Source organism: Shewanella sp. 10N.286.48.B5, from assembly GCF_002874355.2.
Classification (GTDB): domain Bacteria; phylum Pseudomonadota; class Gammaproteobacteria; order Enterobacterales; family Shewanellaceae; genus Shewanella.
This window is the reverse complement of sequence record NZ_MCVG02000003.1, coordinates 256,635-273,166: the sequence shown is the minus strand read 5'-3', so window position 1 is coordinate 273,166 and position 16,532 is coordinate 256,635. Positions and strand designations below refer to the sequence as shown.

Here is a 16,532-nt window from a genome sequence, read left to right as displayed (position 1 = left end):
TATGGTTACTTTACAAATAGCCATGATGTTGCCAACGTATGGTAAACCGCATGGCTTTGTTGGACTAACTTTAACAAGATTGCTTTAGTGTTAAGGCGTTAATTTGCTTAACCGCATAAGGAAGGAAAATTTCGCTAACAATAATGTCTTGGTTGGCTAAGTTAAAGTAACGGCGACGCCCCCAAAGTGAAGAGGTGACAGGTTGGGACAGGCGGGTTGCCAGTTGGGCTAGCTTAGTGCAGCTTTCAAATTCAGCGACCTCTATTTTGCCCGGGACAATATCAGCACTGGTAAACAGTAGTTCACCCAATGGGCGCTTACCTAAGGCTTTAAAGTTGTGTTGATCATTGGCTAGGTTCTCAGGGATTAAGGTGCGTGCAAACACCCAAGGCTCGCCATCAAGGCACAGCAGTACTTCTCTTACCCAAACCTGCTTTTGCTGCGGGCATTCCCCTGCTAATGGTGTAGTAAGTTGTTCGCCAAGGACTTTAACTTCAAAATCGTGGCAACAGCCTTTAAGCTTTTGGGTTAAACTACCGGTAGCGAGTAACCATTCTTTTAGTGCCGATTGCGGCATAGAATTGATTGCATCAGGTGAAAACCACTGGATTGATTCACCATACGGGAAGCTAAGACTGGTCACGTTCATTCAATACTCGTTACAATATACTCAAACGAGTGCAGTTTATCATGACAGAGCAATGGCTGGATAGCCGCTGCTATTAGGCAGATTTAAATAATGGAGTTTGATTAACTATGGCAAAGTACCTATTCGCAGTGTTAGTTGCACTGTTTTTTTTCCCCAATGCGCATAGCGCAGATGACAAAGCCACTGGGAACTTTGCTTACTATGGTTTCGAACCTGACATTGTCACTAACTATATCTCTAACCGCAAAAAACTCGGTTTTGTAAAAATCAGTGTTGAGTTAATGGTTAAAGATCCTAAACAATTGCAGCAGATAGAGCACCATGATCCGTTACTGCGAGCCGCCATCGTTGAAGTGCTAGGAAATCAGCCTGAAGACAAGGTTAAGTCCTTGACCGGAAGAGAGGATATTCGTCGTGCGTGCTTTGAAACGGTTAATCGACTGCTAGAAGCTGAAACGGGTGAACAGTCCGTGGTTAATTTACTGTTTACTAAATACCTATATGATTAATGAACATTTGCATGAAAAACAGTAAAGCTGGCAACAAAACGAACAAGCAAACATCTGCGGCAAGCAAAGGCGTCGCTCATACTCAAGTGAAAACACTACACCCGCGAAATAAGCATAATCAAGGTTATGATTTCGAAGGATTAATAAAAAAGTGTCCCAAATTGTCCCACTTTGTCAGACCAAACCCCTACGGTAATCTTTCAATCGACTTCTCAGATCCTGAAGCGGTCAAAAGCCTCAACGCAGCAATTTTATTGACTGATTATCACATTGAGCAGTGGGATATTCCGGCAGGGTTCTTGTGCCCGCCAGTACCAGGTCGAGTAGATTATTTGCATTACATTGCTGATTTACTGGCTGTTAATGGTAAAGCGCCTAAGGGAAATAAGATCCGCGCATTGGATATTGGCACCGGTGCTAATGGTATTTATCCATTATTAGGGGTTAAAAGCTATGGTTGGCAGTTTGTCGCCAGCGATATTGACCCAGTTTCAATTGCAAATGTCGCTGAAATTATTAGCCATAACCCTGATTTAGCATCGAAAATTGACCTGCGCCAACAGACTAATCCTCAAGCTATTTTTAGCGGAATTATCGGGGATAATGAGCGCTTTGATATTACTCTGTGCAACCCGCCATTTCATCGCTCATTAGCCGAAGCGAGTCAAGGCAGCGCCAAGAAAAATGCCAATTTAGCCGCCAACAGAGCTAAAAAGCACAGCCAAAAGCCAGCCGTTAGCTCAAGTAGTGCCGCACTTAATTTTGGTGGGCAAAAAGCTGAGTTATGGTGTGAAGGTGGTGAGCAGCAGTTTTTAACGAATATGATTAAAGAAAGTCAGCAGTTTGGGCAACAATGTTTGTGGTTTAGCTCATTAGTGTCCAAGTCAGAAAACCTAAAGCCCTGTTATCAATTATTAAAACAGTTACATGCCGATAGTGTGCAGACCATTGAAATGAAGCAAGGCAATAAAATTACCCGGGTTTTAGCTTGGAGTTATTTGCCCGAAGCGGCAAGAAAGCAGTGGGCTAAATTTAGGCATAATGCTATTTAGCATAGGGTTACATGATGAGTGATAACAAGGTGGTCATCACCTTGTTATCAATTGTTTGCGTTAATAGGTAACGCTAAACTTTCATCGCATCAAATTCAATATTTTCTGCGCCGTGGTAAACCAAGAAGTGACGCCCCTTGGCTCTGGCAATAATAGTGATCCCCAACTTTTGAGCTAGTTCTAACCCCATCTGAGTGACACCACTGCGTGATAGCAATACTGGTATACCCATCTTGGCAATTTTTATCACCATTTCAGAGGTTAAACGGCCAGTGGTATAGAAAATCTTATCGTGCCCATTTTCACCTTCAAGCCACATGTCGCCCGCGAGGGTATCAACCGCGTTATGGCGGCCAACATCCTCAATGAAAGCTAAAATTTGGTCGTCTTTACAAATGCCGCAACCATGGACGGCACCGGCATTTTTGTAGGTTTCATTATAAGCACTAATGTTTTTTAGCAGGCTATATAAGGTTGATTGTTGTAATTGGGGCGTTGGCAGCTTTATATCATCGAGCCCTTGCATGAAACCACCGTAAACAGTACCTTGACCGCAACCTGAAGTGACGGTTTTTTCAGATAATTGTTTATCTAAATCAGCTGTTTGCTCTTTAGTCAAAATGGCTGCAGAGTTAACATCCCAATCGACGATAATTGATTCAAGTAAGCTGGCATCGTTAATAAAGCCCTGATTTTTCAAGTAACCCAAAGCTAATGACTCAGGTTTTGCGCCCAAGGTCATTAAGGTCACTATGGGTTGCCAGTTCAAATATACCGTTAATGGTCTTTCACAGGCCACGAATTTATCAACACTCTCTCCTTGCTCATTAATTGCTTTAACTGCAATTGTAAGGGGAACTTCAGCATTGGTTTTGACCAGTTTTAGCGATTTATTAGCATTTGATTGGGTCATTGAAAGTGTGGCCTCTGAAATAGTTAACTAGCTCGGTAGTGAGGATGGTAATGAAAACTAATTAACTATCAGCATAGCAACTTTTATTCCCGAGGCGGCAATGTAGTTTGTAAATGCGTGATCTAACTCTGATGTTAATCAGCAGCGACTAATTAACGTAGCCTTATGTCCTAGTATAATTAGTAATATAGACAAATTGTCCTACTCTTAGTGGTAATTAGGAGATCTGGATCTAGCTTTTTGTTCTTATTTATCTGGCACTATTTTTGCAGTGTACTGATTAGTTAAGAGAAATAAAGTGGTTTTTAGCTTCTAAAAATAATCAAGAGCAACTTTTAAGTCGTTGTTAATATATATTTTATTTATTTCTTGTGGATTTATGTTTTAAGGGCAAGGCTTGTATGCAACACACTGAAAATGTTTGGCCTATGTATGTTTCGCTTAGAAAAGTCGAAAAAATGATGGGGCGTTGGCCCTCAATCACTTGGGAAGTGGAACAAATGGTTCCTGCGACTCATGAGGCACCTGAAGGGGCCAAATTAATATTGTTTCAACTTTATAAAGATGAACGTGGCAGTTACCGGATAAATTTAGACATGGATAACACCATGTTATATATCGTTTGTGATGAGTTATCGGATGGCACTTGGGTTCCTGCAGCTATCTCTGCAGACCAAAATATTGCCGCAGCCTGTTTGGAGTCTGAAACCCCAGTGCTGAATATCCCAATGCCAGAAGCACTGGCATGTTGGGTTGAAGCTTTCATCACCCGTCATGGCGAAGTTGAAATATCAGCTAAACGCCGTAAGCATGTGAACCGCCGAAAGGATACTGGCCCTAGCACAGATCACCTTCGGAGACATTAATGAGCAATAATTCGAAAGGTTTTTTCTCTCGTTGGACTGAGCGTCGTGAGCAAGTTGAAGCTGAAGCTGCTCGTGAGACTGAACTGCAGCAAAAGAGTGTGGCGGCAGAGGAAGAAAGCCTTGCTGACTCTTCCACTGAGGATGCCATACAAGAAGCGCCTCAGCCTGAGAAGATCCTTGAAGCTGAAGATTTACCGGATCCCGAAAAAATTGAAGTTGGAGGCAGTTTTGCTTCGTTTATGGGGGCGAATGTATCACCTCAAGCGAAATCAGCAGCGTTAAAAGCACTGTGGAAACAACCCCAATACAATGAAATCGACGGCTTACTCGAGTACGCCCTTGATTACAGTAATCAACCTAAATTGTCTGCCGAAGTTTCGGCTGAATTAGCCAAAAAAGTCTTCCGTAACGTCGTAAAAGACAAAGAAGAAACGGAAGAGCAAGAGTTACTTGCTCGTGAGGATGATGACACAGTTGTTGATACAACTGATGCCTCACCAGTATTAAATGATAAGAGCGAAATCGTGTCTGCCACTGACTTAGATACCAACCAAGACCAGAGTGATGTTCTGGGAATGGTTGATGAAGAAGCTATAACGGCTTCAAGTAGCGCTAAGGCTTAGTGTGTAGTTAAAAATTTTAGTCCACTATTTAGCGTATAAGGTGTTTTGTTTATCATTTTAAGCTGATGTATTTAAATAAATGTTTAAATACAAAATGGATTTGCAGCCCTGATAAATCACCTAAGCGTTAAAAAACTGTTCAGGAACGCAATGTGAGCAATAGTCAAACCCCGCTAGAACTAAAACAAGTTCGCCAGCAGGTATTAGCACAGACTCAAGTGATCCAAAACTTGATCCCGCCAACAGTCAGTTATACGACTGAAGGCAATGTGTTAGTCATCGGCCCAGAAGATTTGGCCCGATTAGCTGCGGATAAACTGTCAACCATGGCCAATACGGTTATTTTGGCAAATGAAGCCATTACCAGCCAAGATGAAGCTCATCTTGAAGCGGTAATGAACGCTGCAGTAAATAGCGAAAGCTATTACAACAAACTTATTTCTGTTAAAGGCTTTTTAGGTCAGTTTCAGGTAACCGTTGAGAATGAAGGCGCGGGTGAAAACCAAGCGGCGACTGAGTTAAGTCTTGTTGCTATTCGTAAGCCGCATTTTGATATGGTTTTAGACCTGAGCATGTCGCCATGTCTTAACCTTGAAATGCTACCACCAGGTTATTTCTATGTCGGTCAAGATGCAGATAAATTAGCTGATGCGCTGGAGCAAATTCCAGATTTAGTTGGTGAATTTGATAAGCCACGTTATGTGAAGGTGAACAGTGATATCTGTGCTCATAACCGTAATGGCGTCAATGGCTGTAATCGCTGTTTAAACTTCTGCCCTGCTGATGCAATTAGTAGCATCGAACAAAAAATCGAAATTGATCCTTACCTTTGTCATGGTGCGGGTAGTTGTACTAATGCTTGTCCTACAGGGGCTATCGCATTTGATTTACCAACGCCACAAGCACTTCATAGCTATATTCAAAAACTGGTTAGTCGTTACCTTGAGCAAGCACAAGCTGCCCCTGTCATCTTATTCCATGACGGTGCCGTTGGTGCAGAGCACATTACCGCTGATCTAGTGGGTGACATCATTCCAGTTGAGCTGGAAGAAATCACGGTTGCTAGCATTGATCATTGGATGTCAGCATTAGCATGGGGCGCACGTCAGGTATTAATTTTAAATACCGATGCGACTGCACCCACGTTAACGCAAATGTTAAATGGTGAACTAATATTAGCTAATAGCATTCTAGATGAAATGGGTCAGCCACAGCGCATTAGCTTGATAGACACCCAAGCATTAGCAGCCTTAGATGATAAGTTAGCCATAAGCCTAGATTGGCCATTAATCGTACCTGCTGCGTTCACGCCAAGTACCAAGCGCGAAACATTATACGCTGCAATTGATCATTTAAATGAACAAGCAGCAGCGACTGATAGTGCCATTGCAATGAGCAATGTGCCTTACGGTGTAGTTAACGTCGAAGTTGATAAATGTACCTTGTGTATGTCTTGTGTAGCAACCTGCCCAACACAAGCATTAACCGATGGTGGTGAATCACCGTCACTGCATTTTGTAGAGCAAGACTGTGTGCAATGTGGTTTATGTGAAACCTCTTGTCCTGAAAACGTGATTAGCTTAACGCCGCAAATCAATTTGGACCAAGCAGCACGTCAGCAGCGTCAAACGTTAAAAGAAGAGGCTCCGTTCGAGTGTATTCGTTGCGGAACCGCTTTTGCTACACAATCGATGGTTCATAGAATGATCGATATGATTGGTGGACATTCTGCATTTAACGCCAATATTGAGCGCCTAAAAATGTGTGGTGATTGCCGCGTAAAAGATATGTTTGAAGACATTCTTGAAGACCCAGAGAAGCAACTTCGATAAGAGATCCAATATGACCGAATTAGTTAGAGAAATTTCAGAAAACGATCAGCTACGGGCAGATATTTACCAATTATTAGCTGCATTACTACGTCGCCATCCGAGTGAAGAGCTGCTGTCATTTTTAGCTGACATCGAAATAGAAACAGAAGCTGAAGATGATAACGACATGAGCACGGCTTGGCTGGCGCTAAAGGCAGCGGCGACCCAGTACACACAAGAGCAACTTGAAGAAGAATACTTCAATATTTTCTTCGGTGTTGGCCGTGGTGAAGTATTGCCATACGGCAGCTGGTTTATGACAGGCTCGTTAATGGATAAGCCATTAGCACTGTTACGCCAAGATTTAATGCAATTAGGTTTTGCTCGCGAAGAAGACGTTAAAGAGCCAGAAGATCATGTTGCAGCATTATGTGAAGTGATGGGTACCTTGATTTTAGAGGCGCCAGGTTATCGTCAATTAGCATTTTATCAGCGCCATATTGGCAGCTGGATTGCGCGCTTTTGTGACACCTTAGAGAAAACACCGAGTGCAGCGTTTTATGTGCCTGTGGCGCAGCTAGCAAAAGCATTTTTCATCATTGAAGCCAATGAGTTTGAGCAACTAAGCTTAGATATTCCAGTTAATTGCCCAGGTTCTGAAGCCGAAAAAACTGCTGCTGATGAAGCAGACAAGATTGAACCATCAACCAATGAACTTGCCTCTTAGGTAATTTTTAGGCTGTTGGTGCAAAGATTTATGCCACAGAGTTTGACTCTGTGGCATAGACTGAAAAGGAAGGCAACTTCCATAAAAACAGAGAGTAATTTTACTCTTATAACACGCGTTAAATTAAGGAGAGACTATGAAGAAGCAAGCTTCCGACATGGGTCGTCGTCAAATGCTAAAAGCATTGGCTGTCGGCAGTGCCGCTGGCGCAGTTGCCACTGTTAGCGGACAAGCTCTTGCCGCCTCACCAGAAGCTACACCCGTTGTAGGTAAAAGTGATGGTTATAGAGAAACAGACCATGTACGTAGTTATTACGACACATTACGTAGTAGCAAGTAATTTAAGGAGAATATGTGATGCGATTAACCCGCAAAACAGAAGCAGTCAAAGTCGCAGATAAACCTGCACTTGGACTCAATCGTCGCCAATTTTTGAAGTCTGCAACCCTTGCTACAGGTGGTATTGCTGCCGCTTCAATGCTGGGCGCCGGAATGATGCGTAAAGCTGAAGCAAAAGATGTTGCTTACGATGCGCCGACTGAAGTGATACGTACTATTTGTTCTCACTGCTCAGTGGGCTGTGGTATTTATGCTGAAGTGCAAAATGGTGTATGGACAGGTCAAGAACCTGCATTTGATCACCCATTTAACGCTGGTGGCCATTGCGCCAAAGGTGCTGCACTGCGTGAACATGGTCATGGTGAAAAACGTCTTAAATACCCAATGAAGCTAGAAGGAGGCAAATGGAAGAAACTTTCTTGGGAACAAGCCATTGAAGAAGTGGGTCAAAAAGCCCTCGATATTCGTCAAGAATCTGGTCCTGATTCAGTATTTTTCATGGGTAGTGCGAAGTTTTCGAACGAACAAGCTTATATGTACCGCAAATTGGCAGCAATGTGGGGCACCAACAATGTCGACCACTCTGCACGTATTTGTCACTCTACCACTGTAGCCGGTGTTGCAAACACTTGGGGCTACGGTGCGCAATCAAACTCTTTTAACGACATGCGTAGCTCGAAAGCGATGATGTTTATCGGTTCGAACCCTTGTGAAGCTCATCCGGTTTCAATGCAACACATCCTTGAAGGTAAAGAGCGCGGCGCGAAAATTATCGTAGTCGACCCGCGTTTCACTCGAACTGCAGCTAAGTCTGACGAGTTCGTGCATATTCGTCCTGGTACGGATATTCCTTACATTTATGGTTTGTTGTGGCACATTTTTGAAAATGGTTGGGAAGACCAAACATTCATCGACCAACGTGTATACGGTATGGAACGTATCCGTGAGGAAGTGAAAAAGTGGACCCCTGCCGAAGTTGAACATGTTGCTGGCGTGCCTGAAGCGCAGATGCATCGTGTCGCCAAGTTACTGGCTGAAACTAAGCCTGGTACTGTGGTTTGGTGTATGGGTGGGACTCAGCATCACATAGGTAATGCTAACACTCGTGCATACTGTATCCTCCAATTAGCCCTTGGTAATATGGGTGTTTCTGGTGGTGGAACTAACATCTTCCGTGGCCATGATAACGTTCAAGGTGCAACTGACTTTGGCTTATTGTTTGATACATTGCCAGGTTACTATGGCCTTAAAACAGGTTCATGGAAACATTGGTGTAATGTATGGGACTTGGATTACGAGTGGGTTAAAGCCCGTTTCGATCAAGAGCAACGTCTAGGTCAAGATCCAATGACTTCAACGGGTATTCCATGTTCTCGCTGGCATGATGGTGTCCTTGAAGACAAATCTAAGATTGCGCAGAAAGATAATATTCGTATGTCATTCTTCTGGGGGCAATCAGTCAATACTGAAACCCGTGGTCGTGAAGTGCGTGAAGCATTGAACAAAATGGATACAGTTGTTGTTGTGGACCCATTCCCAACGATGGCAGGTGTCATGCACGAACGAACTGACGGTGTGTATTTATTACCTGCTGCAACTCAGTTTGAAACATACGGTTCAGTCTCTGCTTCAAACCGTTCACTGCAGTGGCGCTCACAAGTTATCGAACCATTATTTGAGTCAAAAGCTGACCACATTATCATGTACAAGCTGGCGAAAAAATGGGGTATCGATGCTGAGTTCTGTAAGCATATTAAAGTTAATGGCGATGAGCCGTTGATTGAAGATATGACCCGTGAGTTCAACAAAGGTATGTGGACCATTGGTTACACTGGCCAGAGCCCTGAGCGTTTGAAAATGCACCAAGAAAACTGGGGCACATTCGATATGGAAAGCTTAGAAGCGCCAGGTGGTCCAGCTAAAGGTGAAACCTACGGTTTACCTTGGCCTTGTTGGGGCACGCCAGAAAACAAACATCCAGGTACGCAAATTCTTTACCGCACTGGACGTGAAGTTAAGTATGGTGGTGGTAACTTCCGTGCACGTTACGGTGTTGAGCATAACGGTAATAATATTCTTGCTGAAGGTTCTTATTCAAAAGGATCTGAAATCAAAGACGGTTATCCAGAGTTCACCGCTGACATGCTGAAACAGCTTGGCTGGTGGGATGACTTAACTGCTGAAGAGAAAGTTCACGCTGAAGGTAAAAACTGGAAAACAGATATTTCTGGTGGTATTCAACGTGTTGCTATCAATCACGGTTGTATCCCATACGGTAATGCCAAAGCACGTTGTATTGTGTGGAACTTCCCAGATGATATCCCGATTCATCGCGAGCCGTTATATACCCCTCGTCGCGACTTAGTGGCTAAGTACCCAACTTACGAAGATCGTATGGTTGCACGTCTTCCAACTCTGTATAAGTCTATTCAAGAAAAAGACTTTGCTAAAGACTTCCCATTAGCGGTAACTACGGGTCGCTTAGTTGAGTATGAAGGTGGTGGTGAAGAAACACGCTCAAATCCATGGCTTGCAGAATTGCAGCAAGAAATGTTTATTGAGATTAACCCTGCTGATGCAGCCGACCGCGGCTTACGTGATGGTGATGATGTATTCGTTCACAGTCCAGAAGGCGCTAAAATCACAGTTAAAGCAATGGTGACTCCACGAGTCATTGCTGGTGAATGTTTCATGCCATACCATTTCGCGGGTGTATTCGAAGGCAAGAGCCTAGAGAAAAATTACCCTGAAGGAACCGTACCTTACATTATTGGTGAAGCTGCCAATACCGTAATGACCTATGGTTATGATGTTGTGACTCAGATGCAAGAGACTAAGTCTAGCTTGTGTCAGATCAGCAAAGCCTAATTAACTTGATGAGGAGATAAGCCATTATGGCAGTCATGAAATTTTTGTGTGACACAAAACGCTGCATCGAGTGTAACGGTTGCGTCACAGCTTGTAAGAACGAAAACGATTCCGCTTTAGAGTGGGGTATTCAGCGTCGCCGCGTGGTTACTATCAATGATGGTGAACCCGGTGAAGCGTCAATTTCTGTTGCATGTATGCATTGTACCGATGCTCCTTGTATGGCCGTATGTCCGGCGGATTGTTTCTATCAAACCGACGATGGCATTGTGCTACACGATAAAGATACTTGTATCGGTTGTGGTTACTGTTTTTATGCATGTCCTTTTGGAGCGCCACAGTTCCCGAAAAAGACCGCATTTGGTAGCCGCGGTAAAATGGATAAATGTACTTTCTGTGCCGGTGGCCCAGAAGAAAACCATTCCGATGCCGAGCGTCAGAAGTACGGTGCAAACCGTATTGCTGAAGGTAAGTTACCTATGTGTGCTGAGCTTTGTTCAACTAAAGCCCTGCTTGCTGGTGATGCCGAAATCGTATCGAGTATCTATCGCGAACGTATGTCTAAGCGCGGTAATCCGAATACCATTTGGGGCTATGATCCTAAAACGGGTGATATGGTTTAGACAGTGCAAAGGTTACGGGCTTTGTCCGTAACCAAGCAAGGAGTGACAATGTTAAACAAACAGTTAAACAAATCACTGCGTAGCTTGTTTGCTCTGTTGGTTCTGGTGATGGGGTTAGGTTTTGCAACCACAACCTTAGCGGCAGATGAACAATCAAGTAAGCAGCAGGCAGGGAAGGAAAACCCGGCTGAATTATGGCGAGCAGTGAAAGCCGGCGATTCTGGTTTTACAACAGCTCAAGGTATTGAACCCGGCGTACTGATTAATGTTGCGGGCAATCAAGGTCGAATAATCAGAGATGACTATATTACTCCCGGAGTGGCGTTAGCTCTCGTAGGTGTATTTGCTGCATTTTTACTATTCTACTTTGTTAATGGCCCAGCAAAATTGGCGAAGGGGTATTCAGGCAAGATGGTTGAGCGATGGTCTAAAGCAGATATTTGGCTGCATTGGATTATGGCCGTTGCCTGTTTAACGTTAATGCTAACTGGTCTGGTTATCATACTAGGTAAAATTGTTATTCAGCCCTATGTCGGTGCGAGTATTTGGGCTGGTGTTATTGGTTTTAGTAAACTAGTACATGATTGGACAGGTCCGGTATTTATCGTATCTTGGTTGCTATGTATTGTTAAATGGATGCCACTGCAAACCTTTAAGATGTATGACTTAAAATGGTTTTTAGTGGTTGGGGGTTACATCAATTTCGGTCCATTTAAAGGTAAGCATCCAGATAGTGGTTTTGCCAACGCCGGTGAAAAAATGTGGTTTTGGACCTTAGTGTTCTTTGGCCTCTTTATCAGCGTATCAGGCATCATGCTAGTGTTACCGGGATTAGATTTACCCCGTGAAGCTTCAATGGCCGCGCTACTTATTCACGGCATTAGTGCTGCGATTCTCATTGCATTTACCATTGTGCATATTTGGATGGCAACAGCATTGAGTGAAGGTGGTATGGAATCCATGGTTTCAGGCTATTGTGATGAAAATTGGGCAGTGCAGCATCACAATGTTTGGTTCGATGAAATCAAAGCTAACGGTTCGATAAAATATCAGAAGTGATAGTGAGTTAGCCTTTTGCTGATTTAGTCACTTAATTACTTTCAAAACACCTCAACTGAGTCTATCTTGTTGAGGTGTTTTTATATCTGCCTGTTGGCGGAACGGGTAGTTTTGTCAGTACCTATTTTATTGCTCGCAGCAGGCGAATAAATCGCTTAATTTAGGCTGCTATTCCAACAGTTATTTCAACAGTTATTTCAATAGTTATTTCAATAGTTATTTTGACCAATTTTAGTGGCTTATTGATTGCTGTTACTACTGAATTTTTACGGCCGCTTTTTGTGCGCTACCTATGCTCAAAAGTAACTTGCTTGTTAATGTTTACAGAGGCATCTGTGGTCAGCTAAATATTGGCTATTTTAATAACGAAAAGCACTGCAAGTACAGCTTTTAAGTACTAAAAGTTATATAGTGATTGTGGTGTTTATTTAGACAAAAACCGTATAAAAATCCTTTTAACTCAATCTGCTTGTTAAGTAATTTAACATTGTAAGCACTGCTAAAATCCCACCCAAAAGTTTTGTTCTCACACGGCATGATTTGAAAACATGACCCAGTTAACGCTTTCTTTATTTATTGGTTATTTTAGGCCAATGAACAGGTGTTAGATCATATTATTTCAGCCTCTCTCTCTATATATTAGCGGCGTAAATTTGTGGACTAGATTCATTTATATGTGTTTTTACCTTTTTAGCTCATCCACTTAACCATTGATTAACAATGGTGTTTGGTAACTAAAAAGGCCTAAGAGGGCATCTGCATGATAAGCAGATGTGTATTAAACCCAGGAGTAAAGATGAAGAAGCAACAGCCTGATCTGAACCGCAGATCTTTGCTGAAAGCCATCACCGTAGGTAGCGCTGCTACTGCAGCAATTGCTGTTTCAGGTGTGAGTGTGGCAAAAGCAACCGAGAGTAACATTAGTATCAAAGGTTCTAATGGTTACAAAGAAACTGCGCATATTCGTAGCTACTACGATAGCTTACGCGGATAATTCAGGAGAAATAAGCGATGAAGTTAACTCGCAAGTCTACAGCAGCACCTAAAGCTGCTAGCAAGTCGCTCGGTATCAACCGTCGTCAATTTATGAAGAATGCAGGTATTGCTACTGGTGGTATCGCCGCTGCTTCATTAATGGGCACTGGCATGATGCGTCGAGCTGAAGCAAAAGAAATTGCTCATGATGCACCAACTGAAATCAAACGTACCGTATGTTCTGCATGTGCTGTTGGTTGTGGTTTATACGCTGAAGTACAAAATGGTGTTTGGACAGGTCAAGAGCCTGCATTCGATCACCCATTTAATGCTGGTGGACACTGTGCTAAAGGTGCTGCATTACGTGAACATGGTCACGGTGAGAAGCGTCTTAAATACCCAATGAAATTGGTTGATGGCAAGTGGAAGAAACTATCTTGGGAGCAAGCTTACAACGAAGTTGGCGACAAGATGCAAGATATCCGTGAAGAGTCAGGTCCTGATTCAGTTTACTTCATGGGTAGTGCTAAGTTCTCGAACGAAGGTTGTTACATGTACCGTAAATTTGCGGCTATGTGGGGCACGAACAACATCGATCACTCTGCACGTATTTGTCACTCTACCACTGTAGCTGGTGTTGCAAACACTTGGGGCTATGGTGCGCAAACTAACTCTTTCAATGATATCCAAAATGCAAATGCAATCTTCTTCATCGGTGCAAACCCGGCTGAAGCGCATCCAGTTGCAATGCAGCATATCTTATTAGCGAAAGAGAAAAACAACGCGAAAATCATCGTTGTTGATCCTCGTTTCTCACGTACTGCAGCGCACGCTGACCTACATTGTGGTCTACGTCCTGGTACTGATATTCCATTCATTTACGGTATGCTATGGCACATCTTTGAAAATGGTTGGGAAGACAAGACGTTCATCAAAGAACGTGTTTTCGAAATGGAATCAATTCGCGAAGAAGTGAAAAAATTCCCGCCTAAAGAAGTTGCTGATGTAACTGGCTGTAGCGAAGAAGAAGTTTACCAAGCTGCGAAAATGATGGCAGATAACCGTCCAGGTACTGTTGTTTGGTGTATGGGTGGTACTCAGCATCACGTGGGTAACGCAAACACTCGTGCTTACTGTATCCTTCAATTAGCCCTTGGTAACATGGGTGTTAAAGGCGGCGGAACAAACATTTTCCGTGGTCACGATAACGTACAGGGTGCGACTGACTTAGGTTTGTTATTTGATAACTTACCAGGTTACTACGGTCTGACTTCTGGCGCTTGGGATCACTGGACGAACGTTTGGGATCTTGAAAAATCTTGGGTTAGTAATCGTTTCGACCAAGGTACTTACTTAGGTCGCGACCCAATGACCACTCCTGGTATTCCTTGTTCTCGCTGGCACGATGGTGTGTTAGAAGAGAAGGGTAAACTAGCGCAGAATGACAACATCCGTATGGCATTCTTCTGGGGTCAATCTGTTAACACTGAAACTCGTCAAAGCGAAGTGCGTGATGCATTAGATAAGATGGACACAGTTGTTGTTGTGGATCCATTCCCAACTATGGCGGGTGTTATGCATCGTCGTCAGAACGGTGTTTACTTGCTTCCAGCTGCGACTCAGTTCGAAACTGAAGGTTCAGTATCTAACTCTGGCCGTAGTCAGCAGTGGCGTGAAAAGGTTATCGAGCCTTTATTCGAATCAAAAACTGACCTTGAGATCATGTACCGTCTATCTCAAAAGCTTGGTTTTGCAGAGCAATACACTAAACGTATCGCTAAAGATGCCAATGACATCCTAGTTATTGAAGACATCACTCGCGAAATCAACCGCGGTATGTGGACTATTGGTATGACAGGTCAAAGCCCTGAGCGTATCAAACAGCACACTCAAAACTGGGGCACGTTCAGCAACAAGACTCTTGAAGCTGCTGGCGGACCTGCTAAAGGCGAAACTTATGGTTTACCTTGGCCTTGTTGGGGTACGCCAGAGCAGAAGCATCCTGGTACTCAAATCCTGTATAACACAAGCAAACACGTTAAAGACGGTGGTGGTAACTTCCGTGCACGTTACGGTGTTGAATACAAAGGTGAGAACATTCTTGCTGATGGCAGCTTCTCTAAAGGCGCTGAAATCACTGATGGTTACCCAGAGTTCTCTGCACAAATGCTTAAGCAATTAGGTTGGTGGGACGAACTAACAGCTGAAGAAAAAGCATCAGCTGAAGGTAAAAACTGGAAAACTGATTTGCTAGGCGGCATCGTACGTGTTGCTATTAATCACGGTTGTATTCCATTCGGTAACGCTAAAGCGCGTTGTATCGTTTGGACTTTCCCAGATATCGTACCTATTCACCGTGAGCCGTTATACACATCTCGTCGTGATCTTGTGTCTAAGTACCCAACTTACGATGATATGCAAGTACATCGCTTACCAACTCTTTACAAGTCAATCCAAGAGAAAGACACGTCAGCTAAGTACCCATTAGTACTGACTTCTGGTCGTTTGGTTGAGTATGAAGGTGGTGGTGAAGAGTCTCGTTCTAACCCTTGGCTTGCAGAGCTTCAACAAGAAATGTTTGTTGAAATGAACCCTGCTGATGCCGCAGATCGTAGTCTACGTGACGGTGATACTGTGTGGTTAGAAGGTGCTGAAGGTGGCCGTATTAAGATTAAAGTTATGGTTACTCCACGCGTTAAACCAGGTGTTACTTGGATGCCTTACCACTTCGCGGGTGTTATGCATGGCGAAAGCTTAGCGCCTAACTATCCAGAAGGTACTGTTCCTTACGTAATAGGTGAGTCTTGTAACACTGCAATGACTTACGGTTATGACCCTGTGACACAAATGCAGGAAACTAAGGCATCGCTTTGTCAGGTAGAGAAAGCGTAACAGCAGTTTAAGCTAGGAGAATTGCCGAATGGCTACAATGAAATTTTTATGTGATACCAAGCGCTGCATCGAATGTAATGGTTGTGTCACAGCTTGTAAAAACGAAAACGACTCTGCTTTAGAGTGGGGAATTCAACGTCGTCGCGTAGTGACTATCAATGACGGTCAACCAGGTGAAGCGTCTATCTCAGTGGCATGTATGCACTGTAGTGATGCACCTTGTATGGCTGTTTGTCCTGCAAACTGTTTCTACAAAACTGAAGACGGTATCGTACTGCACGATAAAGATACTTGTATCGGTTGTGGTTACTGTTTATATGCATGTCCATTTGGAGCGCCTCAGTTCCCTCAAGGCGGCGCTTTTGGTGCTCGCGGTAAGATGGACAAGTGTACTTTCTGTGCTGGTGGCCCAGAAGCTGATCACTCTAATGAAGAGCGTCAGAAATATGGTGCTAACCGTGTCGCTGAAGGTAAACTTCCAATGTGTGCTGAGCTTTGTTCAACCAAAGCACTGCTTGCAGGTGATGCAGAAATCGTTTCTGCTATCTTCCGCGAGCGTGTTGCATACCGCGGAGCTAACAAAGGTGTTTGGGGTTAATCTCCAAGCGTGTTAGTCAGCTTAGCTA

General features: G+C 43.5%; 15 protein-coding genes. 13 read left to right on the top strand and 2 right to left on the bottom strand.

Annotated features, from left to right (window positions below):
• Window positions 1-70 precede the first annotated feature (70 nt).
• A complete protein-coding gene (locus BCU57_RS18165; RefSeq protein ID WP_102435951.1) occupies window positions 71-649 on the bottom strand; it encodes a chorismate--pyruvate lyase family protein in 579 nt (192 codons plus the stop codon).
• Between the two features lie 107 nt (window positions 650-756).
• Between BCU57_RS18165 and BCU57_RS18160 the strand changes: the two genes are divergently transcribed.
• The gene (locus BCU57_RS18160; RefSeq protein ID WP_102435952.1) at window positions 757-1,158 is read left to right on the top strand and encodes a flagellar basal body-associated protein FliL; all 402 of its coding nucleotides are present in this window, start codon (window positions 757-759) and stop codon (window positions 1,156-1,158) included.
• A gap of 11 nt (window positions 1,159-1,169) precedes the next feature.
• A complete protein-coding gene (gene rlmF / locus BCU57_RS18155; protein WP_241903444.1) occupies window positions 1,170-2,210 on the top strand; it encodes a 23S rRNA (adenine(1618)-N(6))-methyltransferase RlmF in 1,041 nt (346 codons plus the stop codon).
• Window positions 2,211-2,283: 73 nt separating this feature from the next.
• On the opposite strand, the gene BCU57_RS18150 is transcribed toward rlmF, so the two are convergent.
• Window positions 2,284-3,123, bottom strand: a complete 840-nt coding sequence (locus BCU57_RS18150; protein WP_102435956.1) for a formate dehydrogenase accessory sulfurtransferase FdhD — start codon at window positions 3,121-3,123, stop codon at window positions 2,284-2,286.
• Window positions 3,124-3,524: 401 nt separating this feature from the next.
• Between BCU57_RS18150 and BCU57_RS18145 the strand changes: the two genes are divergently transcribed.
• From BCU57_RS18145 to fdh3B (BCU57_RS18095), 11 genes are all read left to right on the top strand, one after another.
• Window positions 3,525-3,989, top strand: a complete 465-nt coding sequence (locus tag BCU57_RS18145) for a DUF3305 domain-containing protein (protein ID WP_076541409.1) — start codon at window positions 3,525-3,527, stop codon at window positions 3,987-3,989.
• Window positions 3,989-4,612, top strand: coding sequence for a DUF3306 domain-containing protein (locus tag BCU57_RS18140; RefSeq protein ID WP_102435958.1), 624 nt, complete (start codon window positions 3,989-3,991; stop codon window positions 4,610-4,612). Before BCU57_RS18145 ends, BCU57_RS18140 begins: the two co-directional genes overlap by 1 nt.
• A 152-nt stretch (window positions 4,613-4,764) precedes the next feature.
• The gene (locus BCU57_RS18135; protein WP_102435960.1) at window positions 4,765-6,444 is read left to right on the top strand and encodes a 4Fe-4S binding protein; all 1,680 of its coding nucleotides are present in this window, start codon (window positions 4,765-4,767) and stop codon (window positions 6,442-6,444) included.
• Between the two features lie 10 nt (window positions 6,445-6,454).
• Window positions 6,455-7,150 (top strand): molecular chaperone, encoded by a 696-nt coding sequence (locus BCU57_RS18130; RefSeq protein ID WP_102435962.1) that lies wholly within the window; start codon window positions 6,455-6,457, stop codon window positions 7,148-7,150.
• Window positions 7,151-7,286: 136 nt separating this feature from the next.
• Window positions 7,287-7,490: a twin-arginine translocation signal domain-containing protein gene (locus tag BCU57_RS18125; protein WP_102435964.1), complete on the top strand. Its 204-nt coding sequence runs from the start codon at window positions 7,287-7,289 to the stop codon at window positions 7,488-7,490.
• 17 nt (window positions 7,491-7,507) lie between these two features.
• A complete protein-coding gene (locus BCU57_RS18120) occupies window positions 7,508-10,357 on the top strand; it encodes a formate dehydrogenase subunit alpha (protein WP_102435965.1) in 2,850 nt (949 codons plus the stop codon).
• A 26-nt stretch (window positions 10,358-10,383) separates the two neighbouring features.
• On the top strand, window positions 10,384-10,980 hold the full coding sequence (fdh3B, locus tag BCU57_RS18115; protein WP_102435967.1) for a formate dehydrogenase FDH3 subunit beta: 597 nt from the start codon (window positions 10,384-10,386) through the stop codon (window positions 10,978-10,980).
• Window positions 10,981-11,028: 48 nt separating this feature from the next.
• Window positions 11,029-12,039: a formate dehydrogenase subunit gamma gene (locus BCU57_RS18110; protein ID WP_102435969.1), complete on the top strand. Its 1,011-nt coding sequence runs from the start codon at window positions 11,029-11,031 to the stop codon at window positions 12,037-12,039.
• A gap of 796 nt (window positions 12,040-12,835) precedes the next feature.
• Window positions 12,836-13,033, top strand: a complete 198-nt coding sequence (locus BCU57_RS18105) for a twin-arginine translocation signal domain-containing protein (RefSeq protein WP_102435971.1) — start codon at window positions 12,836-12,838, stop codon at window positions 13,031-13,033.
• 17 nt (window positions 13,034-13,050) lie between these two features.
• Window positions 13,051-15,906 (top strand): formate dehydrogenase subunit alpha, encoded by a 2,856-nt coding sequence (locus tag BCU57_RS18100; protein WP_102435973.1) that lies wholly within the window; start codon window positions 13,051-13,053, stop codon window positions 15,904-15,906.
• 28 nt (window positions 15,907-15,934) lie between these two features.
• Window positions 15,935-16,504, top strand: a complete 570-nt coding sequence (gene fdh3B / locus BCU57_RS18095) for a formate dehydrogenase FDH3 subunit beta (RefSeq protein WP_102435975.1) — start codon at window positions 15,935-15,937, stop codon at window positions 16,502-16,504.
• The last annotated feature ends 28 nt before the right edge of the window (window positions 16,505-16,532 follow it).